Below are 23,495 nucleotides of genomic sequence, written 5' to 3'. Positions count from 1 at the left end.
CCTCAAGATAGTAGCGCTTCAGGAGGGAAAGCTAGGCCATTGAAGGGTCTGGACTTATCCCGCCGCCCGCACGCCGCTGCCGGGCGACGCAGACCGCAGGAGGTGTTAGGTTGCCCAGGTTGAGGCACCCCGCAACCCGCTGGGGTCCGCCGGATCGTACCAGGAATATGGCCGCATGGACTTCGGGGTGTTCGATATCTTCCGTGTCGGGATCGGCCCTTCCAGCTCCCACACCGTCGGGCCCATGCGGGCAGCCGCCGGCTTCGTGGATACGCTTGCTTCGGACGGCCAGCTCGGCGCCGTCGCGCGCATCCGCGCCGAGGTCTTCGGCTCCCTGGCCCTGACTGGCTATGGCCATGCGACCGATATTGCCCTGCTGCTGGGCCTGTCCGGCGAACGCCCTGAACAAGTGGACCCGGACGCGGCAGCGGATATCGTTGCCCGCATCCGGCAGGATGCCCAGATCCGCCTCGGCGGACGCCACCTGGTGCCCTTCGCGGAGGCGGAGGATCTGCTGATGCACCGGCGGGACAGCCTGCCCGGCCACACCAACGGCATGCGCTTCACCGCCTTCGCGGCGGATGGCATCACCCTCAGCAGCCTCACCTGCTACTCGATCGGCGGCGGCTTTGTCGCGACGGAGCAGGAACTCCAGCAACAGGTGGTGGCACCCTCCGCCATCACGGTTCCCTACTCGTTCGGCTCGGGGCGGGAGATGCTGTCGATGGCTGAGCGCAGCGGCCTCGGCATCGGCGCCATGATGATGGCGAATGAGCTGGAGCGCGGCCGTGGGGCCCAGGAGGTCGAGGCCGGCCTGCGCCATATCCGCGACACCATGCGCGACTGTATCGAGCGCGGCATGCGCGGTGAAGGCCACCTGCCCGGCCGCACCCATCTGCGCCGCCGTGCCGCCAGCCTGCACCGCGACCTGGTGGCCCGACCACGGGAAGCCGACCCCATGGCCGTCTCCGACTGGGTCAGCCTGTTCGCCATCGCGGTGAACGAGGAGAATGCCGCCGGCGGCCGCGTCGTCACCGCCCCGACCAACGGCGCCGCCGGCATTGTCCCCGCCGTGATGCATTACTATGAGCGCTTCGTCCCCGGCGCGACCGAGCAGGGCGTGTTCGACCTGCTGTTGACCGCCGCCGCCATCGGCGTCCTGTACAAGCGCAATGCCTCCATCTCCGGCGCCGAGGTCGGCTGCCAGGGCGAGGTCGGCGTTGCCTGCTCCATGGCGGCGGCTGGCCTCGCGGCGGCGATGGGCGGCACGCCGCCGCAGGTCGAGAACGCCGCCGAGATCGGCATGGAGCACAATCTCGGCCTGACCTGCGACCCGATCGGCGGCCTCGTGCAGATCCCCTGTATCGAGCGCAACGCCCTGGGTGCGAACAAGGCCATCATCGCCGCGCGGCTGGCGCTGCGCGGCGATGGTGCCCACCACGTGTCGCTGGACGACGTCATCCGCACCATGCGGCAGACTGGCATCGACATGCAGTCCAAATATAAGGAAACGTCGCTGGGCGGCCTCGCGGTCAACGTTACCGAATGCTGATGGCGATGCAGCGCCGCAAGGCGGACATCTCGGCGCCCAACGCCGACGAACCAGGGAAGGAGAAGGCCCGGATGAGACTCAGACACCTGGCGCCCCTCGGCCTCCTGGCGGCATCGCTGACTGGCTGCGCCCTGCCGCCCGCCCAGTCCTGGGACGGCCAGCGTGGCTATGGCGGCAGCGGCGATTACGGTTACGACCTGAACGCCTCCCGCGCCGAGGCCAGCGCCTACCGCGCCCAGGCCACCCCCCGCCTCTATCCCATGCCCGGCCTGCCCGGTGACCCATGGGGCCCGTACATCGCCGAGGCCGCCACACGCTTCGGCGTGCCGGAAGTGTGGATCCGCGAGGTGATGCGCCAGGAATCCGGTGGGCGGCTTTATGCCGGTGACGGCTCGCTGATCACCTCGGGTGCCGGCGCCATGGGGCTGATGCAGGTCATGCCCGCCACTTACGACCGCCTGCGCGCCCGCCTCGGCCTCGGCAGCGACCCCTACGAGCCGCGCGACAACATCTTCGCCGGCACCGCCTATCTGAAGGACATGTACGACCGCTTCGGCTCGCCCTACTTCCTGGCCGCCTATAATGCGGGGCCGGACCGTGTGGCGCTGTACCTGGCCGGCGCCAAGATCCTGCCGGACGAGACGGAGAATTACGTGGCCGCCATCGCGCCGCGCATCGGCACCGAATACGCCGCCACCCCTGTCAGCGCCGCCTATGCCGCGCCCTCGCTGAACCCGGCGGATCGTGCTTTCGATGGCGGCGGCCTCGTCACCCCGCAATCGCCCTTCGGCCAATCCTACTACGTACCCTGAACCACGCGCCTCATCCGGGGTGTGTGTTTCACCTGGGGAACTTTTGGCCCTTTGGGTTGCCCCGCCCAGGTGCCGAGCCTAGGAACCTCCGATGCCCGCCACCTGCCGCGCTCCTCCCGGGGCGCGACCATTGGGCGGATGCAGGAGGACCTATGCGCAACGAACCCATCCCCCTCGCCAGCCTGTCCGCCGAGCTTGAGGCCAAGAGCCCCGTCTACACCGCCGTCGCGGACCGGATCTGGGACCACGCCGAGCTCCGCTTCGACGAGTACAAGTCGATCGAGGAGCAGATCACGGCGCTGGAGGCGGAGGGTTTCCGCGTCACCCGCAATGTCGGCGGCATTCCCACCGCCTTCATGGCGGAAGCCGGCGCCGGCGGCCCGGTGCTGGGCTTCCTGGGCGAGTTCGATGCCCTGGCCGGTTTGAGCCAGGAAGCCGGCGTGGCCGAGCCCAGCCCGATCACCCCGGGTGCCACCGGCCATGGCTGCGGCCATAACCTGTTGGGCGCCGGCGCCATGCTGGCCGCCGTCTCCGCACGGGACATGCTGGCGAAGAACGGCCTGCCCGGCACCGTGCGCTACTATGGCTGCCCGGGCGAGGAAGGCGGCTCGGGCAAGACCTTCATGGCCCGTGCCGGCGCCTTCAGCGACCTGGATGCCGCCGTCTCCTGGCACCCCGGGGTGGTCAGCGGCGTCATGTCCTCCCGCTCCCTCGCTAACTTCCAGGTCTATTTCCGCTTCAAGGGCCGCGCTTCGCACGCCGCGGGCTCCCCCTGGCTGGGCCGCTCCGCCCTCGATGCGGTGGAGCTGATGAGTGTCGGCGTGAACTACCTGCGGGAGCACATGCCGCTCGATTGTCGCGTGCATTCCGCCATCACCAACAGCGGCGGCAACTCCCCCAACGTCGTGCAGGCGGATGCGGAGGTGCTCTACCTGATCCGCGGCCCGCGCGTGAAGGAAGCCCAGGCGCTGATGGAACGCGTGAAGGCCTGCGCCGAAGGCGCCGCCATCATGACCGGCACGCGCATGGAGATGGAGATCGACAAGGCGTGTTCGGACACCATTCCGAACACCGCCCTGGAAATGCGGATGTTCGAGAACCTCTCCGCCATCGGCGCCCCCGCCTTCGATGCCGCCGACCGCGCCTTCGCGGCGGATATCCGCCGCTCGCTGAGCGAGGAAGACATCGCGGACAGCATCAACTCCGCCGGTGCGCCGGAGGACGTCGGCGCGCAGCCACTGCATGAAGGCGTGCTGCATTTCGACGGCCAGTCCCGCCCCGGCAACGGCTCCACCGATGTTGGCGATGTCAGCCAGCTGGTGCCCACCGTGCAGTGCTGGGGCCCGACCTGGGCCGTCGGCACCCCCTTCCACACCTGGCAGGCCGTCGCCCAGGGCAAGAGCCCCTCGGCCCACAAGGGCATGATCCAGGCGGCCAAGGCCATGGCCGCGACGGCGCTGGACGTGTTCCAGGACCCCGAGCTGCTGGCCCGCGCCAAGGCCGAGCTGAAGCAGCGCACCGGCGGCAAGCCCTATGCCTGCCCCATCCCGGACGACGTGCTGCCCCCGCCCCTGCGTGCCAAGCGTCGCTGACGCCCGCATCGCCGAGACGAAGGAAACTTCCCCGATGATTCGTATGTCCCCCCGCGCGGTGCTCCGCGCCGGGGCGGCCGCCATCGCCTTGATGGCCGCCGCCACGACCGCGCCGCGTGCCCAGGAACTGAATGTGGCCGTGGGGTCGCAGATCACGTCGATGGATCCGCACTACCACAACCTGACGCCGAACTCCGCCGTCGCCGGCATGATCTTCAATACGCTGGTGGCCACCGACGCACGCTCCCGCCTGCTGCCCGGCCTCGCGGAATCCTGGCGCGCCGTCGATGAATCCACCTGGGAATTCAAGCTGCGCCCCAATGTGCGCTTCCATAACGGCAACAGCTTCACCGCCGAGGATGTCGCCTTCACGCTGGAACGCGTGCCCAACGTCCCGAACTCGCCTTCGTCCTTCGCGCAGTTCGTCCGGGCGATCAAAAGTGTCGAGATCGTCGACCCACTGACGATTCGTTTCCGCACCGAAGGCCCCTACCCGCTGCTGCCGAACGACCTGATCGGCGTGATGATGCTGGACCGAGAATCCAGCCAGAACGTGACGACGGAAGACTTCAACACCGGCCGCGCCGCCATCGGCACCGGTCCCTTCCGCTTCGTCTCCTACCGCAGCGGCGACCGCGTGGTGCTGGAGCAAAACGACGACTACTGGGGCGAAAAGCCGCACTGGCAGCGCGTCCAGTACCGCATGCTGACCGGCGACGCCCCGCGCACCTCCGCCCTGCTGGCCGGTGACGTCGACCTGATCGACCAGGTGCCGACCAGCGACCTCGCCCGCCTGCGGCAGGACCAGCGCTTCTCGGTGCAGGAGACGGTCGGCCTGCGGCTGATCTACCTGGCGCTGGACCAGACGCGGGAAGACGGCACGCCCTTCGTCACCGGTCCGAACGGCGAGAAGCTGGACCGCAACCCGCTGCACGACCCGCGCGTCCGCCGGGCGCTCTCCTTCGCCATCGACCGGCAGGCCATCTCCGCCCGGGTGATGGAGGATGCGACCGTTCCCACCGGCCAGATCATGGCGGCCGGCACGTTCGGCTATGTCGCCGGCATTCCCGCACCCCCGGCAGACGCCAATACCGCCAAGCGCCTGCTGGCCGAAGCCGGCTACCCGAACGGCTTCCGCATCACGCTCCATGGCCCGAACGACCGCTACATGAACGACGCCCGCATCATCCAGGCCGTCGGCCAGATGTGGACGCGCATCGGCGTGCGGACCCAGGTGGAGGCGCAGCCCTTCACCACCTTCATCGCCCGCGCCGGCCGTGGCGAGACCAGCGCCCACCTGATGGGCCTGGCCGCGACCTCGGGCGAGGCCTCCACCATGCTGCGCGCGCTGCTGGGCACCGTGAATCGCGATACCGGCACCGGCGCCTCCAACCGCGGCCGCTATTCCAACGCGGCCTTCGACGCCAAGCTGACCGAAGCGCTGCGGACGCTGGATGACGGCGCGCGGGAGCGCCTGCTGCAGGATGCCACCCGCCTCGCCATGGAGGACCAGGGGCTGATCCCGCTCCACATCCAGAAGAATGCCTGGGCCATGCGGCGCGGCCTGACCATCGATGCCCGCGCCGACGAGTACACCAGGGCGCAGGATATCCGCCCCTTGCCCTGACACTGGGCGAACCCCGCTTCCAGGCCAGTCAGGCCTGGAAGCGGCCTCTCACTCCGCGGGAACGTTCTGCCGCAGTTCCTCCAGCCAGGCCGTCGCCTTGCTGTCGGAAGGCGCGCGCCAGTCGCCACGCGGCGAGAGCGAACCGCCCGCCACCACCTTGGGCCCGTTCGGCATGGCCGAGCGCTTGAACTGCGCGAAGCCGAAGAAGCGCCCCAGGAACACCTCAAGCCAGTGCCGGATCACCCGCAGCTCGTATTCCGGCCGGGCCTCGACCGGGTAGTTCGGCGGCCAGGAACCGCGCCCGGCATCGCTCCAGGCCCGCCAGGAGAGGAAGGCGATCTTGGAAGGGCGGAAGCCGTAGCGCAGCGTGTAGAACAGGTTGAAGTCCTGCAGCGCATAGGGGCCGATCTTGGCCTCCGTGCTCTGGATCGGCTGGCCGTTCTCCGCCGGGATCAACTCGGGCGAGATCTCGGTGTCCAGGATGGAGCGCAGCGTCACCCCCACCTCTTCGTCGAACTGGCCGGACGCGATGGTCCAGCGGATCAGGTGCTGGATCAGCGTCTTCGGCACGCCGCCATTGACGTTGTAGTGGGACATCTGGTCGCCCACGCCATAGGTGCACCACCCCAAAGCCAGCTCCGACAGGTCGCCCGTGCCCAGCACCATGCCGCCATGGTGGTTGGCGGCGCGGAACAGGTAGTCGGTGCGCAGGCCGGCCTGCACATTCTCGAACGTCACGTCATAGACCGGCTCGCCGCGCCCGAAGGGATGGCCGAGGTCGCTGAGCATCTGCCGCGCGGCCGGGCGGATATCCAGTTCCCGCGCTGTAACGCCGATGGATTCCATCAACTTATGGGCGTTTGTTCGCGTGCCGGCGCTGGTGCCGAAGCCCGGCATGGTGAAGGCCAGGATATCCGTCCGCGGCCGTCCCAGCACATCCATCGCCTTTGCGGCCACCAGCAGCGCCTGGGTGGAATCCAGGCCGCCGGAGACGCCGATGACCAGCTTGCCGCTGGTGGCGGACAGCCGCTGCACCAGCCCGGAGACCTGAATGTTGTAGGCCTCGTAGCAATCCTGGTGCAGGCGCTCGGCATTGGCGGGCACGAAGGGGAAGCGCTCCACCACCCGCTCGAACCCTATATCGCCCTCGGGCGGGTTCAGCAGGAAGGAGACGGTGCGGAACTCGGCGCCATGCCGGCGGCGGTTGTCATCGAAGGTGCCCTGGCGGGCGCGTTCCTGCCGCAGCAGGTCCAAGTCCACATCGGCCACGACAAGCTGGCCGGTGCGGGGGAAGCGCTCGCTCTCTGCCAGGATGGCCCCGTTCTCGAAGATGGAGACCTGCCCGTCCCAGGCCAGGTCGGTGGTGGACTCGCCCGCCCCGGCCGCGGCGTAGACATAGGCCGCCAAGCAACGCGCGGACTGGGACTGCGCCAGCAGCCGGCGCGTATCCGCCTTGCCGACGGTGATGTTGCTGGCCGAGAGGTTGGTCAGCACCGTGGCGCCCGCCAGCGCCCCCTGCCCGCTGGGAGGCAACGGCACCCAGACGTCCTCGCAGATCTCCACGTGCACGACGAGGCCGGCCACATCCTCCGCCGCGAACAACAGGTCCGGGCCGAAAGGCGCCTCCCTGCCCGCCAGCCGAATACGCCCGCCTTCCGTGCCGTGGCCGGAGGCAAAGTGGCGGCGCTCGTAGAACTCGCGGTAATTCGGCAGGTGGCTCTTCGGCACGACGCCGAGCAGCTTGCCGCCCTGGATGGCCAGCGCGGTGTTGTAGACCCGCCCGGCATGCCGCACCGGCGCGCCGATCAGCAGCAGCGGCCGCATCGCCGCCGATTCCTGCATCAGATGCTGGATCGCGGCCTCCACCGCATCCAGCAGCGTATCCTGCAGCAGCAGGTCATCGATGGCGTAGCCGGAGAGTGCCAGTTCCGGGAACACGACCACGGCGGCGCCACGCTCATGGCATTCCCGGGCAGCGGCCAGCAATGCGGCGGCGTTGGCTTGTGGGTCTGCCAGGGTGCACAGCGTCGTCGCGGCGGCGATGCGGGCGAAACCATGGCGGTAGAGCGAAGCAAAATTCATATCAGGCACCGGCTGGAGGCGAGGAGCGAGGGTGGCCCACCCCTGGCATCATGGACAAGCCCCACAGGGCCAGGAAGGTCTCAGGCCATGCCCGGCCGGAGCCGGTATTCGTCGAAATCCGCCGGGCGGAGCTGACCCAACTCCGCCAGCAGCATGGCCCAGCCCCGCAGGCCCAGTGGAATGCTGTCCAGGTGAAAGAACTCGTTGGGGGCATGAACGTCCTCATCCGGCAGGTTGAAGCCGAACATCAGCGTGTCGATCCCCAGCATGGCCTTGAACACCGCCGTGATCGGTACGGTTGCCCCAAGCCGCACCGGTACCGGCTGCTGCCCGGACAAAGCCAGCCACACCGCCGAGCCGGCGCGGAACAACGGATGCTCCGGCGGCAGGCTGGAAGCCGGGGAGCCATCGCGGCCGAAGCGGAATTCCAGCCGGCAGCCGGGAGGACACCGGGCCTCCAAATGGTCGCACACCGCCTGCCGCGCCTGTGCCGGGTCCTGGCCCGGCACCAGCCGGATGCTGACCTTGGCGAAGGCCTCGTTGGGAATGATGGTCTTGGCGCCGGCGCCGGTATAGCCGCCCCACAGGCCGTTCACGTCGAGGGCCGGGCGCAGCGTCACCCGTTCCCGCATCGTGTAGCCCGGCTCGCCGAAGGGGGTGGCGCCGACATCGGCGCAGAACGCCACCTCGTCCGCGCCAAAGGCCGCCGTCTCCGCCCGCTGTGCCGCCGTCAGCGGCGGCACGGCCTCCAGGAAGCCGGGTACGGCGATCCGGCCATCCGCGTCATGCAGGCTGGCCACCAGCCGCGCCATCTCATGCACCGCATTGCGGATGGTGCCGCCATAGCGGCCGGAATGGACTTCCTTGTCGGCCGTCGTCAGGGCGACCTCAAACCCCGTCATGCCGCGGGCGCCGACATTGATGGTCGCGATCGTCTCGCTGGCCCGGCCGCCATCGGCGGAGATCATCGCATCAGCTGCCAGCAAGTCCCGGTGCTGCTCGACGATGGCGGCGAGGCTGGGGCTTCCGACCTCCTCCTCCCCCTCGATGAACAGCTTGATGTTGACCGGGCAGCCGCCGGGCTGGCGCAGGAACGCCGCCACAGTCTCCAGCGCAATGGTGGTCGAGCCCTTCACGTCGGAAGCGCCGCGTGCGTAGAGCCGGTCGCCCTGGACCGTCGGCTCGAAAGGCGGCGTCCGCCACTGCTCCAGCGGCGCCGGGGGCTGCACGTCGTAATGGCCGTAGATCAAGAGGGTGGCCCGCCCCGGGGCGCCGTTCCAGGAGGCGAAAACCGCCGGCTGGCCGCCGCCATCCAGCAGACGGGCGTCATCCAGCCCCATCTCGCGCAGCCACTGCAACAGGAACTCGCGGGCCGCCCGCATGCCATCGGCGAAGGCGGGATCGGCGCTGACGCTGGGAAGCCGGAGAAACTGGTCCAGACGCGCGCGAATCGCCTCCTGCCGTTGCAGGAGATCATCAATGACGGTCTGGAGCATCGCGCTACGCCTTGGCCATGGGGACTGGTATCCGTGGCCATCCAGATGTCATGCCATGGCGGGGATGGCAACGCACCAGCCAAAGCTGGATGCATCCAACAGGCCCCGGCCGGCTGGCCGGGGCCTGTTGGGAATAGTCAGGTATCCCGCATTTCCAGCTGGCGATTACTGGTCAGCGCCAGCAGCGTGCAGATGGCGCCGGAGAGCAGGTAACCACCAATGGCGCCGATACCCCACCAGGACGACAGCGCCAGCACCACCAGCGGGGCGAAGCCCGCGCCCACCAGCCAGGCGATATCCGACGTCAGGGCCGAGCCGGTATAGCGGAACCGGCTGGCGAAGCGGGACGCCACGGCACCGCTGGCCTGGCCGAAGGACAGCCCCAGCAACGCGAAGCCCAACAGCAGGAACACCGTCTCGCCCGTCCGGCCCGCCGCCAGCAGCAACGGCGCGGCGAAGCTGAACACCGCGATCAACCCCGCGCCGATGGCCAGCAGGCGCCGACGGCCGATGCGGTCGGCAATGATTCCGGACAGCACCACCGTCCCCAGCGCCACCACGGCACCCAGCATCTGGGTGGTCAGGATATTCGCCGGGGAGCGATCGGAATTCAGGCTGATCCAGGCCAGCGGGAACACGGTGACCAGATGGAACAGCGCGAAGCAAGCCAGCGGCACGAAGGCGCCGATGACAATGCTCAGCCCATCGTTCCGCACCAGCTCGGAGATCTTAACCGGCTCCAGCTCATGCTTGTTCAGCATGTTGGCGAATTCGCGCGTCGCCACCAGCCGCAGCCGGGCGAACAGCGCTACGACGTTCAGCGCGAAGGCCACGAAGAACGGGTAGCGCCAGCCCCACTCCAGGAAGTCCCCGGGCGGCAAGCTGTTGATCAGGAAGGCGAACAGGCCGCCTGCCAGCAGAAATCCCAGCGGCGCGCCCAACTGCGGCATCATGGCGTACCAGCCACGCTTCCGCTCCGGCGCGTTCAATGCCAGCAGCGAGGCCAGGCCGTCCCACGCGCCACCCAGAGCCACGCCCTGGCCGATGCGGAAAAGAGCCAGAAGAACAACGGCTTCGGCGCCGATGCGCGTGTAGCCCGGCAGGAAGCTGATCGCGCAGGTGGAGCCACCCAGCAGGAACAGCGCGATGGTCAGCTTGGTGCCACGGCCATAGCGACGGTCGATCGCGGTGAAGATGAACGACCCCACCGGTCGCGCCACGAAGGCCAGCGAAAAGATGGCGAAGGAGTACAGCGTTCCTGTAAACGGATCGTAGTCCGGGAAAAACAGGTGCGGAAACACCAGCACCGAGCCTATGGCGTAGACGAAGAAGTCAAAGAACTCCGACGTCCGGCCGATGACCACGCCAAGGGCGATCTCGCCCGGGTCCACTTCATGGCCGTCGGCGTGAGCGAGGCGGGCGTCCCGTTCGAGCGAGGCCGAATTCGGCACTCCTTGCTCATGACTGGCAGAGATCACGTTACCCCCAATATCTTAGCTACACGCACCATCGACAGCGTGCCGGCGAATGGATGGTATCGTGCTTCCCGAGCCCTTCCATCAACAAAAGAGCCCCTATCTACGTGCTTAACGCATAACCGCCGCGATACGGTCCATAGGACAAAACGTCCAATCCCTACCCCGGCACCCTGGCTCTAATAGAGCGTGCACCGCAGCATGGTTTCATGAGCGATAGGCAATGCCCCGTAAAATTCTCCGCCTGCTAGCCCTGGCCCCGCTGGCGATCCTCCTCTCCGGCTGCAAGCTGGTGGTCATGAGCCCGTCGGGAGACGTGGCGCTGCAGCAGCGCGACCTGATCGTCGCCTCTACCCTGCTGATGCTGGTGATCATCCTGCCCGTCATGGCGCTGACCGTGTTCTTCGCCTGGCGCTACCGCCAGTCGAACACCAAGGCGACCTACGACCCCGACTGGCACCACTCCACCCGCCTGGAAGTGGTCATCTGGGCCGCGCCGCTGGCCATCGTCATCGTGCTGGGCGCGATGACCTGGGTCAGCACCCATTTGCTCGACCCCTATCGGCCGCTGGAGCGGATCGACGCCAGCCGCAGCGTCCCGGAAGGCACGCAGCCTTTGGTGGTCGAGGTCGTTGCGCTGGATTGGAAGTGGCTGTTCATCTATCCGGAGCAGGGCATCGCCACGGTCAATGAGCTGGCGGCGCCGGTGGACCGGCCCATCACCTTCCACATCACCTCCTCCAGCGTGATGAATTCGCTCTCCATCCCTGCCCTGGCCGGCCAGATCTACGCGATGCCGGGAATGCAGACCAAGCTGCACGCGGTCATCAACCATGCCGGCGTCTATGACGGCCTCTCCGCCAACTACAGCGGCGCCGGCTTCTCCGACATGCGCTTCAAGTTCCATGGCGTGAGCGAGACCGAGTTCGAGCAATGGGTCGAGCAGGCCCGCGCTTCCGGCAACACCCTGGGCCGCCCGGAATATACCGAGCTGGAACGCCCGACGGCCCGGGAAGCGGTGCGCCGTTACGCAACCGTGGCGCCGGACCTGTTTCACGCCATCCTCAACCGCTGCGTCGACAGCACCAAGATGTGCGCGGATGAGATGATGCGCGTCGATGCGCGCGGCAGCATGGGCCATGCCGGCACCTACAACGTGGCCGTCCGCGAGGGACGGGATAATGGTGAGCGTGGGCGCGGCCCGGCGCAGACCTATGTCCTGGCCATCTGCACCACGTCCGACCCCTACGGCATGCGGCAGACCGCGGCGGCCCAGCCGACCCAGCAGGTCAACTGAATGACCCTTCGCCCGATCTTCGCCTCCCGGCTGCCAGCCGGGGGGCATTGTTCCGTCACGGTGGCCCCTGGCCCCTGGAATGGCAGAGTAAACCCATGACCCTCGACCCGGAGCAGACTTCGTTCCTGTTCGGCCGCCTCACCCTGGGTGCGCTGCCGCTGCATGAGCCGATCCTGGTTGCCACCTTCGCCGCCGTCGCCCTGGGCGGCCTGGCGGTGATGGCCGCGCTGACCTACTTCAAGCTGTGGGGCTACCTGTGGCGTGAGTGGATCACCAGCGTGGACCACAAGCGCATCGGCATCATGTACATTATCCTGGCGCTTATCATGCTGCTGCGCGGGTTCTCCGACGCCATCATGATGCGCCTGCAGCAGGCCATCGCCTTCAACGGCTCCGACGGCTACCTGCCACCGCACCACTACGACCAGATCTTCACCGCCCATGGCGTGATCATGATCTTCTTCGTGGCGATGCCGCTGGTCACCGGGCTGATGAACCTGGTGGTGCCGCTGCAGATCGGCGCGCGGGACGTGGCCTTCCCCTTCCTGAACAATTTCAGCTTCTGGATGACCACCGGCGGTGCCGTGCTGGTCATGATGTCGCTGTTCGTGGGTGAGTTCGCGCAGACCGGCTGGCTGGCCTATGCCCCGCTGTCGGGCTCGCAGTTCAGCCCGGGGGTCGGCGTCGACTACTATATCTGGGCATTGCAGGTCGCAGGCGTCGGCACATTGCTATCCGGCGTCAATCTGCTGGCGACCATCGTGAAGATGCGTGCGCCGGGCATGACGCTGATGAAGATGCCGGTCTTCACCTGGACTGCGCTGTGCACCAACGCGCTGATCGTCGCCTCCTTCCCGGTGCTGACCGGCGTGCTGGCGCTGCTGACGCTCGACCGTTACGTGGGCACCAATTTCTTCACGAACGAATTGGGCGGCAACCCCATGATGTACGTGAACCTGATCTGGATCTGGGGCCACCCGGAAGTCTACATCCTGATCCTGCCCGCCTTCGGCGTGTTCTCGGAAGTCGTGGCCACGTTCTGCCGCAAGCGGCTGTTCGGCTACACCTCCATGGTCTACGCCACGGTCGTCATCACCATCCTGTCCTACATCGTCTGGCTGCACCACTTCTTCACCATGGGCTCGGGCGCCAGCGTGAACGCCTTCTTCGGCATCACGACGATGATCATCTCGATTCCGACGGGTGCCAAAATCTTCAACTGGCTGTTCACCATGTACCGCGGCCGCATCCGGTTCGAAGTGCCGATGCTGTGGACGATCGGCTTCATGCTGACCTTCGTCGTCGGCGGCATGACCGGCGTCATGCTGGCGGTGCCCCCGGCCGACTTCCAGTTCCACAACACGCTGTTCCTCATCGCCCACTTCCACAACGTCATCATCGGCGGCGTGGTGTTCGGCATGTTCGCCGGCATCGTCTACTGGTTCCCCAAGGCCTTCGGCTTCAAGCTGGACCCGTTCTGGGGCAAAATGTCCTTCTGGTTCTGGCTGGTCGGCTTCTGGGTGGCGTTCATGCCGCTCTACATCCTGGGCCTGATGGGCGTGACACGCCGGCTGAGCCGCTTTGAGGACCCCTCGCTGCAGATCTGGTTCGTCATCGCCGCCTTTGGCGCGGTGCTGATCGCCTTCGGCATCCTGTTCTTTATCGTCCAGCTTGTGGTCAGCTTCATGCGGCGGGAGCAGCTGCGCGACCTGACGGGCGACCCGTGGGATGGCCGTACGCTGGAATGGTCCACCTCCTCCCCCGCACCTGCCTACAACTTCGCCTTCACGCCGGTGGTCCATGACCATGATGCGTGGTGGGACATGAAGAAGCGTGGGCATGAGCGGCCGGTGCAGGGCTTCCACCCCATCCACATGCCCAAGGCCACGGGCGCGGGCGCCATCCTCTCGGCGCTGTGCGTCGCCTTCGGCTTCGCGATGATCTGGCACATCTGGTGGCTGGCGGCGGCGACGTTCGCGATGACCATCCTTGCCACCATCGTCCATACCTTCAACTACAACCGCGACTTCTACATCCCGGCCGCAGAGGTGGCGCAGACCGAAGGCGGCCGGACCCGCCAGCTGGCGGGTGAATAAGGCGATGGCAATGCAAGCGGCCCATGACGCCCCGCGGGGGGAGAAGCCCGTCTTCTACGTGACGGACGGGCATGAGCACGTGCATTCGGGGGACAGCACCGCGCTGGGCTTCTGGGTGTACCTGATGAGCGACTGCCTCATCTTCGCCGTGCTGTTCGCGACCTATGGCGTGCTGGGGCGGAACTTCGCCGCCGGCCCCACGCCGGCCGATCTGTTCGACCTGCCTCTGGTGGCCATCAATACCGCCATGCTGCTGTTCTCCTCCATCACCTATGGCTTCGCCATGCTGGCGATGGAGAAGGGCAAGCAATCCTCGGTCCTGCTCTGGCTGGGGATCACCGGCCTGTTCGGCGCCGCCTTCATCGGCATCGAGCTGTACGAGTTCAGCCACCTCATCCATCTGGGCGCCACGCCGCAGCGCAGTGCGTTCCTCTCCTCGTTCTTCGCGCTGGTGGGCACGCACGGCCTGCACGTCACCGTCGGCATCATCTGGCTGATCACGCTGATGGTGCAGGTCCGCCGGCGTGGCCTGGGCGCCGAGAACCGCCGCCGCCTGATGTGCCTGAGCATGTTCTGGCACTTCCTGGACGTCATCTGGATCGGCGTCTTCTCCTTCGTTTACCTGATGGGGGTCCTCCAGTGAGCACGGAACCGGCAACGGCCCGCCACGGCCACGACGATCACGCCCACGCGCATGAAGGTGCGCACGGCACCATGAAGAGCTACGTGACCGGCTTCGTATTATCGGTCATCCTCACCGCCATTCCCTTTTGGCTGGTGATGGGCGACGTGCTCGCCACGCCGCGGGCGACCGCCATGGCCGTCATGGTCTTCGGCGCCATCCAGATCGTCGTGCACATGGTGTACTTCCTGCACATGAACACGAAGGCGGAAGGCGGCTGGACCATGCTGGCGCTGATCTTCACCGTCGTCTTCGTGGTGATCACCCTGAGCGGCTCGCTCTGGGTCATGTACCACCTGAACACCAACATGATGCCCATGACGCCGCATGACATGCGGAACATGCCCTGAGGCATGGCGATGCCCCGGCCTGACGAAGCCCGGGCCGGGGAAGACTTCCGGCCCAGCTCGCCCCTCAAGCTGCTGGTCCTGGGCATCCTGGCGCTGCTGGCCTTCATCGGGCTGGTGGCGCTGGGCACCTGGCAGGTCGAGCGCCGGGCCTGGAAGCTGGACCTGATCGCCCGCGTCGAGAGTCGGGTCCACGCCCCCGCCGTCCAGGCCCCGCCCCCGTCCGCCTGGGCCGGCATCACCGCCGCCGCGGATGAATACAGCCACGTCCAGGCGGCCGGCACCTTCCTCTATGACCGCGAAGTCCTGGTCCAGGCCACCACGCGGCTGGGCCCTGGCTTCTGGGTCCTGACACCACTGCGGACGGCGCAGGACGCCACCATCCTGGTCAATCGCGGCTTCGTCCCCGCCGAGCAGCGGGATCGCGCCAGCCGCGCCGCCGCCGAGCAACCTGGCCAGACCACCATCTCCGGCCTGCTGCGCCTGACCGAGCCAGGCGGCGCCTTTCTCCGCAGCAATGACCCCGCCGGCAACCGTTGGTATTCACGCGACGTGGCAGCCATCGCCGCGGCCCAGCAATTAGGCAGCGTCGCGCCCTACTTCATCGACGCGGACGCGGCGCCCAACCCAGGCGGCCTGCCGGTGGGTGGCTTGACGGTGGTGGCGTTTCCGAACAATCACTTGGTCTACATCATCACATGGTATGTCCTGGCCTTGATGGTGGCCGGCGGCGCCGCCTATGTGGCGCGAGAGGAATGGCGGGGACGCAAGGCGCGCCGCCGCTGAAGGTGAGCCGGGACCGCTTGCCCTGAATGATGGACGCCGGGCTACCAAGATCCCGGGTGCAGCGCGCCGGGCCGCTGATTGGAGGATCCGGAATGCCGTCCCAAGCCACCAGCGTGCCGATGGCACCCTCCGGCGATGCCGCCGGCAGCCAGAACATGCTGCAGCTGATCCAGCTGCGCTGGATCGCGGTAATCGGTCAGGTGGTGACGATCGGGGTGGTGGAGTTCGGTTTCGGCATCCGGCTGCCGCTGCAATTGATGGCGCTGGTGCTGGCCACGCTGGTGCTGCTGAACATCCTCAGCCTGCTTCGCCTGCGGTTCCGGGGCTCCGTCGGCAATGCGGGGCTGTTCGTGGCCCTGGCCTTCGATGTCGCCGCGCTGACGGCCCAGCTCTATCTCAGCGGCGGCGCCACCAATCCCTTCATCTCGCTATACCTGTTGCAGGTGACGCTCGCAGCCATCCTGCTGGAGGTCCGCTGGGCCTGGGGCATGGCCGCCATCACCAGCGCCTGCTGCCTTGGACTGACCCTCACTTACCAGCCGCTGGAACTGCCGGACCATCTGAGCGGCGACCTGTTCCGGCTGCACCTGCAGGGCATCGTCGTCTGCTTCGTGCTGGTGGCGGCGCTGCTGGTGGTGTTCGTTACGCGCATCAGCGGCAATCTGCGCGCGCAGGATGCCAATCTGGCCGCCATGCGCCAGCAGGCGGCGGAGGAAGACCACATCGTCCGCATGGGCCTGTTGGCCTCCGGCGCGGCGCATGAGCTGGGCACCCCGCTCTCGACGGTCTCGGTCATCCTGGGCGACTGGCAGCGCGTCCCGGCCTTGCAGGCCATCCCTGACGTCGCCCAGGATGTGGAGGACATGCAGGCTGCCATCCGCCGCTGCAAGGCCATCCTGACCGGCATCCTGCTCTCGGCGGGCGAGGCGCGCGGCGAGGCACCCGCCGTCACCACCCTCTACGCCTTCATGGAAGACCTCATCGGCCACTGGCGCCTCAGCCGCCCCGCAGCCCGCCTGACCTATGACAGCAGCTTCGGCGAGGATGTCTCCATCGTGGCCGACCCGGCACTGAAGCAGGTCATCGCCAACGTGCTGGACAATGCCTACGAAGCCTCCCCCAGCCATATCCGCATGACCGCCGTGCGCGATGCGGAGGATTTGGTCCTGACGGTCAGCGACGACGGCCCCGGCTTCGTGCCGGACATGCTGGCGCAACTCGGCAAGCCCTACCAATCCAGCAAGGGCAAGCAAGGGGGCGGGCTGGGGCTGTTCCTGGTGGTCAACGTGCTGCGCAAGCTGGGCGGCGGCGTCACCGCCCGCAACCGGCCGGATGGCGGCGCGACCGTCACGCTGCGCCTGCCGCTTTCCGCCCTCCTCATCCAGAAGGCCTCCACCCATGTCAGCTGAGCGCCTGCTGCTGATCGTCGAGGACGATGCCGCATTCTCCAAGACGCTGCACCGCTCGTTCGAGCGGCGTGGCTACGTCGTCCTGGCGGCCGCCAGCCTTGAGGAGACACACGAGATCCTCAAGACCCGCTCGCCGCAATTCGCTGTGGTGGACCTCAAGCTGGGGGGCGGCGCGTCTGGCCTGACCTGCGTGCAGGCCCTCCACGCGCACGATCCGGAGATGCTGATCGTCGTGCTGACCGGCTTCGCCAGCATCGCCACGGCGGTCGAGGCCATCAAGCTGGGCGCCTGCCACTACTTGGCCAAGCCATCCAACACCGATGACATCGAAGCCGCCTTCAGCAAGGCGGCCGGCGATGTCGAGACGCCGCTGACGCACCAGGCGACCTCCATCAAGACGCTGGAGTGGGAGCGGATCCACCAGACCCTGGCCGAGACCGGCTTCAACATCTCGGAAGCCGCGCGCCGCCTGGGCATGCACCGCCGCACCCTGGCCCGGAAGCTGGAGAAGCGGCAGATCCGCTGACCGCGATAACGCGACCCCCGGGGGGGGCAGCCCTGTGGCGACCGGCATGCTTTATTGCCGGCTGATCGACAGGACAGGATTTCCATGACGGCCCTCGCGCTCGGCATCGTTGGATTTGGCATCATGGGGGAAAGGCTGCTCACCCAGGCGCTGCCCCACCCTGATTTCAGGCTCGCCGCGGTCTGGGACCCCTCGCCCGACGCCGCTGCGCGGCTGGCGGCGGTGGACTCTGCGCTCCGCATGTCCGGCAGCGCGGCGGACGTGATCGCGGCCTGCGACGTGTTGTACATCGCCGCCCCGCCGGCCGCGCATGTGCCGCTGGCCCGTGCCGCCCTGCTGGCGGGCAAGGCCGTGTTCCTCGAGAAGCCCCTGGCCACCGACCTGGCCGAGGCCGAGGCCTTCGTGGCGGAAGCCGAGGCCATGGGTGCCCGCGCGGCCGTCAACTTCCCCATGGCATCCTCGCCCGCCGTGGCCCAGCTGAATACCTGGCGCGAGCAGATCGGCGCGCCGCAGCGGCTGGAGATCGGCACCCATTTCGCCCGCTGGCCGCGCGGCTGGCAGAGCGATGCCGCCACCTGGCTGTCCCGCCGGGCCGAGGGCGGCTTCACGCGGGAGGTCGTCTCCCACTTCCTGTTCCTGGCGCGCCGGCAGCTCGGCCCGCTGCAGCTTCTTTCGGCCGACGTCACCTACCCGGGCGGCGACATGGCCGAGACCGCCATCTCGGCCGAGCTGAGGACTGGTGGCCTTCCCCTCGCTCTGCGCGGCAGCGTCGGCCGCATCGCCGAGGAGGAAGACCACGCCTGGACCCTGACCGCCGCGAGCGGCGCCATCCGCCTGCGCAACTGGTCGCTGGCCGAGCAACTGGGCGCGGATGGCGGCTGGCACACCGCCGCCGACGCCCTGCCGAATGAGAAGATGCGCCCGCTGACACTGCGCGGGCAGATGGACAAGCTGGCGGCCCTGGCCCGTGGTGAGCCCAGCAGCCTTGCCACCCTGCGGGAAGCGCTGGACGTCCAGCGCATTGTCGAGGCGATCCTGGCGAGCCGAAGCCCGGCCGCCTGAGGTCCAGACCAACCGCAGCATGATGCGTCACCGCATCATGCTGCGGCGGGCTCATTGCTTCACGCCGCCGCCGGCATGTCCTGGCCCGTCATCACCATATGGGCCAGCCGGTCCGGGTCCAGCCCGGCGACGGGCCGGTCGATTGCCTTGCTGCCTGCCTTCATGATCGCGACCCGGGTGGCGACGGCGCAGACATCGGCCATGTTGTGGCTGATCAGCAGCACCGTCCGCCCCTCCTCGTGCAGGGTACGGATCAAGGACAGAACCTGCGCCGTCTCCCGCACGCCCAGCGCGGCCGTCGGCTCGTCCATGATGATCAGCTCGGCCTGCCAGCGCAGAGCGCGGGCGATGGCCACCGCCTGCCGCTGGCCGCCGGACAGCCGCTCCACCGCCGCGCCCATATCCGCCTGCGGCAGGTTCAGCCGCTGCAGGTAGCCACGCGCCTCCGCCACCATGCGCCGCTTGTCCAGCAACTGCGGAAAGGGCAGTCCCAGCGGGCCGCGCGTCAGCTCGCTGCCCAGGAACACGTTCTGCGCGATGGAGAGGCGCGGTGCCAGCGCCAGGTCCTGATAGATTGTGGCGATGCCTTCCCGCAGCGCATCCTGCGGCGAGTGGAAGGCGACCTCCCTGCCCCGCCATTGCATGGTGCCGCCGCTGGGCGGCTGCGCACCCGCGATGATCTTCACCAGGCTGGACTTGCCCGCACCGTTGTCGCCACAGAGCGCCAGCACCTCCCCGGCCTGGATGTCGAGATCGACACCCCGCACGGCTTCGACGGCTCCGTAGGCCTTGCGGATGCCCCGCAGCGACAGCAGCTTCGTGGTCATGGCGTCAGGAAGCGCTGCACATTGCCCTGGTCCACTAGCTCGGCATCCAGCAGCAAATAGGGGCCAGTGGTAATGCTGTCGCGAGGCTGCTTGCGCTGCACGATGGCCTCGACGGCGGCGGCGGCGCGGCGGCCCATCTCCTCGAACGGCACGGCCACCGTCGCCATCAGCGTGGAATCCGGGTCGGCGATGCGCCGGTAGGTTTCCTTGCCGCCATCGACGGAGATGATGGGAACCTGACCCTTCTTGAAGTCCTGCGCCTGCAGCAGGTCATCGATCACGTAGGCCTGCCCGTCGAACGATGCCCAGACCCCCTGGAACCGCCCGCGATTGCGCAGCAGCAGCGCCTGCATGCCGGCACGCACGTCATCCTGCCAGCTGGCCGTCCGCGCCATGGCGTGGCTGCCGACGACGGTGACGGCCTGGTTCTCGGACAGCACGGCATCCAGCACCTTGCCGCGGATGCGCGTGGCGGTGTTGCCCTCGAACCGCGTGGTCAGCAGGCCGCCACGGTAGTTCATCCGCCCCAGCAGCCACAGCGCCGCCTGCGCGCCCACCTGGTACTCATTCACCGCGATGTCGAACAGCGCATGCGGGCTTGAGCCGGACATGATGGTGATGACGGGGATGCCGGCCTTCGCCGCGGCCTCGAACTGCGCATCCGCCTCGGTCGGCTTGCCCATGCAGACGACGATGGCGCCCGGCTTGCGCTGGATCAGCGCGGCGAACTGCTCGGCGTGCTTCGGCAGCGAACCTTCGGAGTTCAGCAGGGTGGCGTTCCAGCCCCTCTCCTTCGCCGCGGCGGCCGCCGCGTTGGCGGCGCGCGCATGTGTCTCGGAAGACATCTGGAAGCCGATCACCGCAAGCTCGAACGGCGTCTGCGCCGCCGCGGGCAGCGCGGCCAGCGTCAGGGCGGCGCCCGCGGCGCCCAGCAAATCCCGTCTCAGCATCGTTCGTGTCTCCCGGGTATGGCGCAGGCGGCGGCGTCAGCCGGCGGTGCGGAAGTTGAGCTTCTTGGTGAAGGCAGCGCGCCGCATGACCGTGGCGGAGAGCGCGACGGAGCCGATGATGATCGCGCCCAGCGCGATATCCTGCGCGTAGTACGGTGCGCCCAGCAGCACCAGGCCATTGCCCAGCGCCTTGAGCATAAACGCGGCCAGCAGGGTGCCGGGGATGTTCGGCCGCCCCGGCTCGATCATCGTCATGCCGAGCAGCACGGCGGCGATGGCGTAGAGGAAATGATCCGCCGCCATGTTCGGCGTGGCGGAGGAAAGGCTGGCGGCCAGCAGCACCGCCGTGACGCCTGCCAGCAGCCCGGCGAGCGCCAGACCCAGCCGCTTCATCCGACCGGTGCGGATGCCGGCCAGCCGCGCGGCCTCATCGGCCTCGCCCGTCGCCACCATGTGCAGGCCGGTGCGCGTCCATTTCAGCAGCAGCCAGGCCAGGAAGCCGATACCCGCCATCCACCAGATGAGGTTGGAGACGCCGAGCAGGCTGCCCCGCCCCAGCCCGGTGAACTCGCGCGGCCAGCGGCCGACGAAGGCCACGCCCTGCGTGATCATGAAGCCAAGGCCCTTGGCCATCGCCGCCATGCCGAGGGTGGCGATCAACGACGGCACTTTCAGCACCGTCACGGTCAGCCCGTTCAGCACTCCCGCCCCCAACCCGACGCCGAGCCCGACCAACACGGCCACCGCCGGCGCGGCGCCGCCCTGGATCAGCGCGCCGGTGGCCACCGCTGCCAGGCTGGCGACATCAGCGATGGAGAGATCCAGCTCCGCCGTCGTCAGCGCCAGGGCGAAGCCGATGGCCAGGATGGCGAGGAAGGCGGTCTCCTTCAGCACGATGGCCAGGTTGCCCAGGCTGGCGAAGTTCTCCGCGAACGCGGCGAAGAACAGCAGGACCAGCAGCCCGGCGAATGCCGTACCGAAGCGAGCCAACACGCCGGACATGCTCAGCCCTGCCCAACCAGGGCCATCACACATCCACGCATCGCATTGCCGCTCACCCGCCGACCCCTCGTCAATCGTGGCAGCACAGTAACGCAGTCTGGCCCGTGCGCCAGACGGGCGCGGCCGCTTTCACACGTCACTGCGCCAGCGCCGGGGGTGCGCGCAGGCTGGCGACGGCTTCGGCCTGCTCTTGCAGCGTGGCCACGGCCTGGGTCCAGGCCTGGTGCAGCGGCGCATAGGCGGCGTGCCGAGCCGGATTCGGCTCATGCCGCCGCGCGGGGTGGAACAGCGCCTGCTGCGCCTGTCCCAGGTCGGGGAACGCCCCCAGCCCGGTCCAGGCCACCGCCGCGCAGCCCAGCAGCCCAGGTTGCGCCGCCCGGCCGACAACAACGGGCCGCCCGGTGACATCCGCCTTGATCTGGCACCAAGCGGCGGACGCGGCACCGCCGCCGCCGCAGCGGATTTCCCGCACCGGGGCGCCCAGAGCGGTTTCCGCCCGCGCCAGCACGGTGCGGTTCAGAAAGGCCACGCCTTCCAGCACGGCCCAGGCCAGGTCGGCCGGGCCGTGGCGGCGGTTCAACCCCAGCCAAGCCGCCCGCAGATGCGGGTTCCAGTACGGCACACGCTCGCCGTGCAGGAAGGGCAGGAACAAGGCGGGCGCCTCGTCGCGCGGCGACTGGAGCAATTGCTCCAGCTTCTCGCCAGCCTGGCGCGTGTCGCCAGCGGCCAGCAGGCCCAGGAACCAGGCCACGCTATCCGCGCCAGACTGGCTGGGCCCGCCAATCTGTTGCAGGCCCGGGCCCCAGTCGACCAATGGCAGGCCGGCGACCAACGGCAGGCCGGGTGCCTCGACCGGCTCGGTCCCGATGACCCCCGTCACCTCCGTGGTGCCGGAGATGTTGTAGGCCAGGCCCGGTTGCAACGCGCCCAGCCCGGCGACCGCGGCCCAGGTATCGTGCGTCATGACGAAGACGGGGCAGCCAGCGAGCCGGGACAATGCCCCTGGCAGATCGGCCAGCACCGGCCCCAGCACTGCCGTCGGCGCCAGGGCCGGCGCGATGGTGGCGGTGGCCGGCAAGCCCATGGCGATGCGCACTGCCTCCGGCCCCTCCATCACGGCAAGCAGCCGGGCGGCGGAAATGGCATCCGTCGCCGCGCGGCCGGTCAGCCGAAAATTCAGGTAGTCCTTGGGGTCGAGGACGGTATGGAGCCGCGCCATGTGCTGTGGCTCGTGCGTCGCCAGCCAGGCCAGCCGCGCCGCCGGGTGGAAGGCGTTCAACTGGCCGCGCTCCGCCCAGCCTTCCGGTGCAAGGGATGCGAGCTTCGCGGCTTCTTCCACCGCGCGGCTGTCGCGGAATGTCATGGCGGGCCGGATCACCGCGCCGGCGACATCCAGGAAAACCTGGGTCCGGGTCATGCCGGTCAGGGCGATGCCCCGCACCGCCTCGAACGCGTGGTCCTCGGCCAGGGCTTCCACGGACTGGCAGAACAGGCGCCACCAATGGGCCGGGTCCACCTCGGTCACGGCCGGGCCGCCGGGGATGTCCTGGGGGGCTGCGTGCTCGGTGATGACCTGGCCCGTCTGGTCCAGAAGCGCCGCGCGGGTATTGGTTCCGCCGAAATCGAAAGCCAGGATCACGCTCATGGCGGTCGGTTATCGCCTTTGCCGGGGGAACGAAAGCCACCGGAGCGTGGAAGGTGGCCAGCCCCTTGCCGCCCGGTTCCGGCGGAATGGCCTCAATCATCCCAAATGTGCTGAAGATCTAGGCAGCCATGCCGAAATTGGCTGGGTTACCGCCCGAAACCCTACTTCCTTCCCAGGGCCGCCGGTGGCATGCCCCTCGCTTCACCGAAGGCCCTGAGATGCAGAGTCGT

At 68.2% G+C, this 23,495-nt stretch carries 19 protein-coding genes; 12 read left to right on the top strand and 7 right to left on the bottom strand.

Annotation, left to right across the window (positions count from 1 at the left end):
• The first annotated feature begins 175 nt into the window (after positions 1–175).
• The 4 genes from IBL26_RS02025 to IBL26_RS02010 all read left to right on the top strand — a co-directional run bounded on the left by IBL26_RS02025 (position 176) and on the right by IBL26_RS02010 (position 5,583).
• Positions 176–1,552 (top strand): L-serine ammonia-lyase, encoded by a 1,377-nt coding sequence (locus tag IBL26_RS02025; RefSeq protein ID WP_187782767.1) that lies wholly within the window; start codon positions 176–178, stop codon positions 1,550–1,552.
• A 71-nt stretch (positions 1,553–1,623) separates the two neighbouring features.
• Positions 1,624–2,364, top strand: a complete 741-nt coding sequence (locus tag IBL26_RS26230) for a lytic transglycosylase domain-containing protein (RefSeq protein ID WP_187782766.1) — start codon at positions 1,624–1,626, stop codon at positions 2,362–2,364.
• 152 nt (positions 2,365–2,516) lie between these two features.
• On the top strand, positions 2,517–3,956 hold the full coding sequence (locus IBL26_RS02015) for a M20 family metallopeptidase (RefSeq protein WP_241748885.1): 1,440 nt from the start codon (positions 2,517–2,519) through the stop codon (positions 3,954–3,956).
• Between the two features lie 34 nt (positions 3,957–3,990).
• Positions 3,991–5,583, top strand: a complete 1,593-nt coding sequence (locus tag IBL26_RS02010; RefSeq protein ID WP_187782765.1) for an ABC transporter substrate-binding protein — start codon at positions 3,991–3,993, stop codon at positions 5,581–5,583.
• A 48-nt stretch (positions 5,584–5,631) separates the two neighbouring features.
• On the opposite strand, the gene IBL26_RS02005 is transcribed toward IBL26_RS02010, so the two are convergent.
• The 3 genes from IBL26_RS02005 to IBL26_RS01995 form a co-directional block, all read right to left on the bottom strand.
• A complete protein-coding gene (locus tag IBL26_RS02005) occupies positions 5,632–7,665 on the bottom strand; it encodes an NAD(+) synthase (protein WP_187782764.1) in 2,034 nt (677 codons plus the stop codon).
• Between the two features lie 80 nt (positions 7,666–7,745).
• Positions 7,746–9,161: a M20/M25/M40 family metallo-hydrolase gene (locus tag IBL26_RS02000; protein WP_187782763.1), complete on the bottom strand. Its 1,416-nt coding sequence runs from the start codon at positions 9,159–9,161 to the stop codon at positions 7,746–7,748.
• Between the two features lie 137 nt (positions 9,162–9,298).
• Entirely contained in the window at positions 9,299–10,612 is a 1,314-nt protein-coding gene (locus tag IBL26_RS01995) for an MFS transporter (protein ID WP_367615349.1), read from the bottom strand.
• A 247-nt stretch (positions 10,613–10,859) separates the two neighbouring features.
• On the opposite strand from IBL26_RS01995, the gene cyoA reads away from it, so the two are divergent.
• The 8 genes from cyoA (at position 10,860) to IBL26_RS01955 (ending at position 18,841) form a co-directional block, all read left to right on the top strand.
• On the top strand, positions 10,860–11,933 hold the full coding sequence (gene cyoA / locus IBL26_RS01990) for a ubiquinol oxidase subunit II (protein ID WP_187782762.1): 1,074 nt from the start codon (positions 10,860–10,862) through the stop codon (positions 11,931–11,933).
• Positions 11,934–12,058: 125 nt separating this feature from the next.
• Positions 12,059–14,029, top strand: a complete 1,971-nt coding sequence (gene cyoB, locus IBL26_RS01985; protein ID WP_456316396.1) for a cytochrome o ubiquinol oxidase subunit I — start codon at positions 12,059–12,061, stop codon at positions 14,027–14,029.
• 4 nt (positions 14,030–14,033) lie between these two features.
• Positions 14,034–14,672, top strand: coding sequence for a cytochrome o ubiquinol oxidase subunit III (gene cyoC / locus IBL26_RS01980; protein WP_187782760.1), 639 nt, complete (start codon positions 14,034–14,036; stop codon positions 14,670–14,672).
• Positions 14,673–14,743: 71 nt separating this feature from the next.
• The gene (cyoD, locus tag IBL26_RS01975; RefSeq protein WP_367615348.1) at positions 14,744–15,061 is read left to right on the top strand and encodes a cytochrome o ubiquinol oxidase subunit IV; all 318 of its coding nucleotides are present in this window, start codon (positions 14,744–14,746) and stop codon (positions 15,059–15,061) included.
• A gap of 9 nt (positions 15,062–15,070) precedes the next feature.
• A complete protein-coding gene (locus IBL26_RS01970) occupies positions 15,071–15,844 on the top strand; it encodes an SURF1 family protein (protein ID WP_367615347.1) in 774 nt (257 codons plus the stop codon).
• A gap of 92 nt (positions 15,845–15,936) precedes the next feature.
• Positions 15,937–17,253, top strand: a complete 1,317-nt coding sequence (locus IBL26_RS01965; RefSeq protein WP_206684121.1) for an ATP-binding protein — start codon at positions 15,937–15,939, stop codon at positions 17,251–17,253.
• Positions 17,243–17,779, top strand: a complete 537-nt coding sequence (locus IBL26_RS01960; RefSeq protein ID WP_187782757.1) for a response regulator transcription factor — start codon at positions 17,243–17,245, stop codon at positions 17,777–17,779. The genes IBL26_RS01965 and IBL26_RS01960 overlap by 11 nt, the downstream gene beginning before the upstream one ends.
• An 84-nt stretch (positions 17,780–17,863) precedes the next feature.
• A complete protein-coding gene (locus tag IBL26_RS01955; RefSeq protein WP_187782756.1) occupies positions 17,864–18,841 on the top strand; it encodes a Gfo/Idh/MocA family protein in 978 nt (325 codons plus the stop codon).
• Between the two features lie 59 nt (positions 18,842–18,900).
• Here the strand turns inward: IBL26_RS01955 and IBL26_RS01950 are convergent, their stop codons facing one another.
• The 4 genes from IBL26_RS01950 to IBL26_RS01935 all read right to left on the bottom strand — a co-directional run bounded on the left by IBL26_RS01950 (position 18,901) and on the right by IBL26_RS01935 (position 23,265).
• The gene (locus IBL26_RS01950; protein ID WP_187782755.1) at positions 18,901–19,668 is read right to left on the bottom strand and encodes an ATP-binding cassette domain-containing protein; all 768 of its coding nucleotides are present in this window, start codon (positions 19,666–19,668) and stop codon (positions 18,901–18,903) included.
• Positions 19,665–20,618, bottom strand: a complete 954-nt coding sequence (locus IBL26_RS01945) for a sugar ABC transporter substrate-binding protein (RefSeq protein ID WP_187782754.1) — start codon at positions 20,616–20,618, stop codon at positions 19,665–19,667. Before IBL26_RS01945 ends, IBL26_RS01950 begins: the two co-directional genes overlap by 4 nt.
• 36 nt (positions 20,619–20,654) lie before the next feature.
• On the bottom strand, positions 20,655–21,620 hold the full coding sequence (locus IBL26_RS01940; protein WP_187782753.1) for an ABC transporter permease: 966 nt from the start codon (positions 21,618–21,620) through the stop codon (positions 20,655–20,657).
• Between the two features lie 136 nt (positions 21,621–21,756).
• The gene (locus tag IBL26_RS01935; RefSeq protein ID WP_187782752.1) at positions 21,757–23,265 is read right to left on the bottom strand and encodes a xylulokinase; all 1,509 of its coding nucleotides are present in this window, start codon (positions 23,263–23,265) and stop codon (positions 21,757–21,759) included.
• Between the last annotated feature and the right edge of the window lie 230 nt (positions 23,266–23,495).

Origin of the sequence: Teichococcus aerophilus (assembly GCF_014490485.1) — a bacterium.
GTDB lineage: Bacteria > Pseudomonadota > Alphaproteobacteria > Acetobacterales > Acetobacteraceae > Pseudoroseomonas > Pseudoroseomonas aerophila.
This window is presented reverse-complemented; position numbering and strand designations above follow the sequence as displayed.

What these genes read in the sequence shown, in the direction of transcription:
- cyoA (WP_187782762.1), top strand. Translation starts at nt 10,860, where the DNA reads ATGCCCCGTAAAATTCTCCGCCTGCTAGCCCTGGCCCCGCTGGCGATC.
- IBL26_RS01935 (WP_187782752.1), bottom strand. Translation starts at nt 23,265, where the DNA reads ATGAGCGTGATCCTGGCTTTCGATTTCGGCGGAACCAATACCCGCGCG.
- IBL26_RS01945 (WP_187782754.1), bottom strand. Translation starts at nt 20,618, where the DNA reads ATGCTGAGACGGGATTTGCTGGGCGCCGCGGGCGCCGCCCTGACGCTG.
- IBL26_RS02010 (WP_187782765.1), top strand. Translation starts at nt 3,991, where the DNA reads ATGATTCGTATGTCCCCCCGCGCGGTGCTCCGCGCCGGGGCGGCCGCC.
- IBL26_RS02015 (WP_241748885.1), top strand. Translation starts at nt 2,517, where the DNA reads ATGCGCAACGAACCCATCCCCCTCGCCAGCCTGTCCGCCGAGCTTGAG.
- cyoD (WP_367615348.1), top strand. Translation starts at nt 14,744, where the DNA reads ATGAAGAGCTACGTGACCGGCTTCGTATTATCGGTCATCCTCACCGCC.
- IBL26_RS01960 (WP_187782757.1), top strand. Translation starts at nt 17,243, where the DNA reads ATGTCAGCTGAGCGCCTGCTGCTGATCGTCGAGGACGATGCCGCATTC.
- cyoC (WP_187782760.1), top strand. Translation starts at nt 14,034, where the DNA reads ATGGCAATGCAAGCGGCCCATGACGCCCCGCGGGGGGAGAAGCCCGTC.
- IBL26_RS02025 (WP_187782767.1), top strand. Translation starts at nt 176, where the DNA reads ATGGACTTCGGGGTGTTCGATATCTTCCGTGTCGGGATCGGCCCTTCC.
- IBL26_RS01940 (WP_187782753.1), bottom strand. Translation starts at nt 21,620, where the DNA reads ATGTCCGGCGTGTTGGCTCGCTTCGGTACGGCATTCGCCGGGCTGCTG.
- IBL26_RS02005 (WP_187782764.1), bottom strand. Translation starts at nt 7,665, where the DNA reads ATGAATTTTGCTTCGCTCTACCGCCATGGTTTCGCCCGCATCGCCGCC.
- IBL26_RS02000 (WP_187782763.1), bottom strand. Translation starts at nt 9,161, where the DNA reads ATGCTCCAGACCGTCATTGATGATCTCCTGCAACGGCAGGAGGCGATT.
- IBL26_RS01970 (WP_367615347.1), top strand. Translation starts at nt 15,071, where the DNA reads ATGCCCCGGCCTGACGAAGCCCGGGCCGGGGAAGACTTCCGGCCCAGC.
- IBL26_RS26230 (WP_187782766.1), top strand. Translation starts at nt 1,624, where the DNA reads ATGAGACTCAGACACCTGGCGCCCCTCGGCCTCCTGGCGGCATCGCTG.
- IBL26_RS01955 (WP_187782756.1), top strand. Translation starts at nt 17,864, where the DNA reads ATGACGGCCCTCGCGCTCGGCATCGTTGGATTTGGCATCATGGGGGAA.
- IBL26_RS01950 (WP_187782755.1), bottom strand. Translation starts at nt 19,668, where the DNA reads ATGACCACGAAGCTGCTGTCGCTGCGGGGCATCCGCAAGGCCTACGGA.
- IBL26_RS01965 (WP_206684121.1), top strand. Translation starts at nt 15,937, where the DNA reads ATGCCGTCCCAAGCCACCAGCGTGCCGATGGCACCCTCCGGCGATGCC.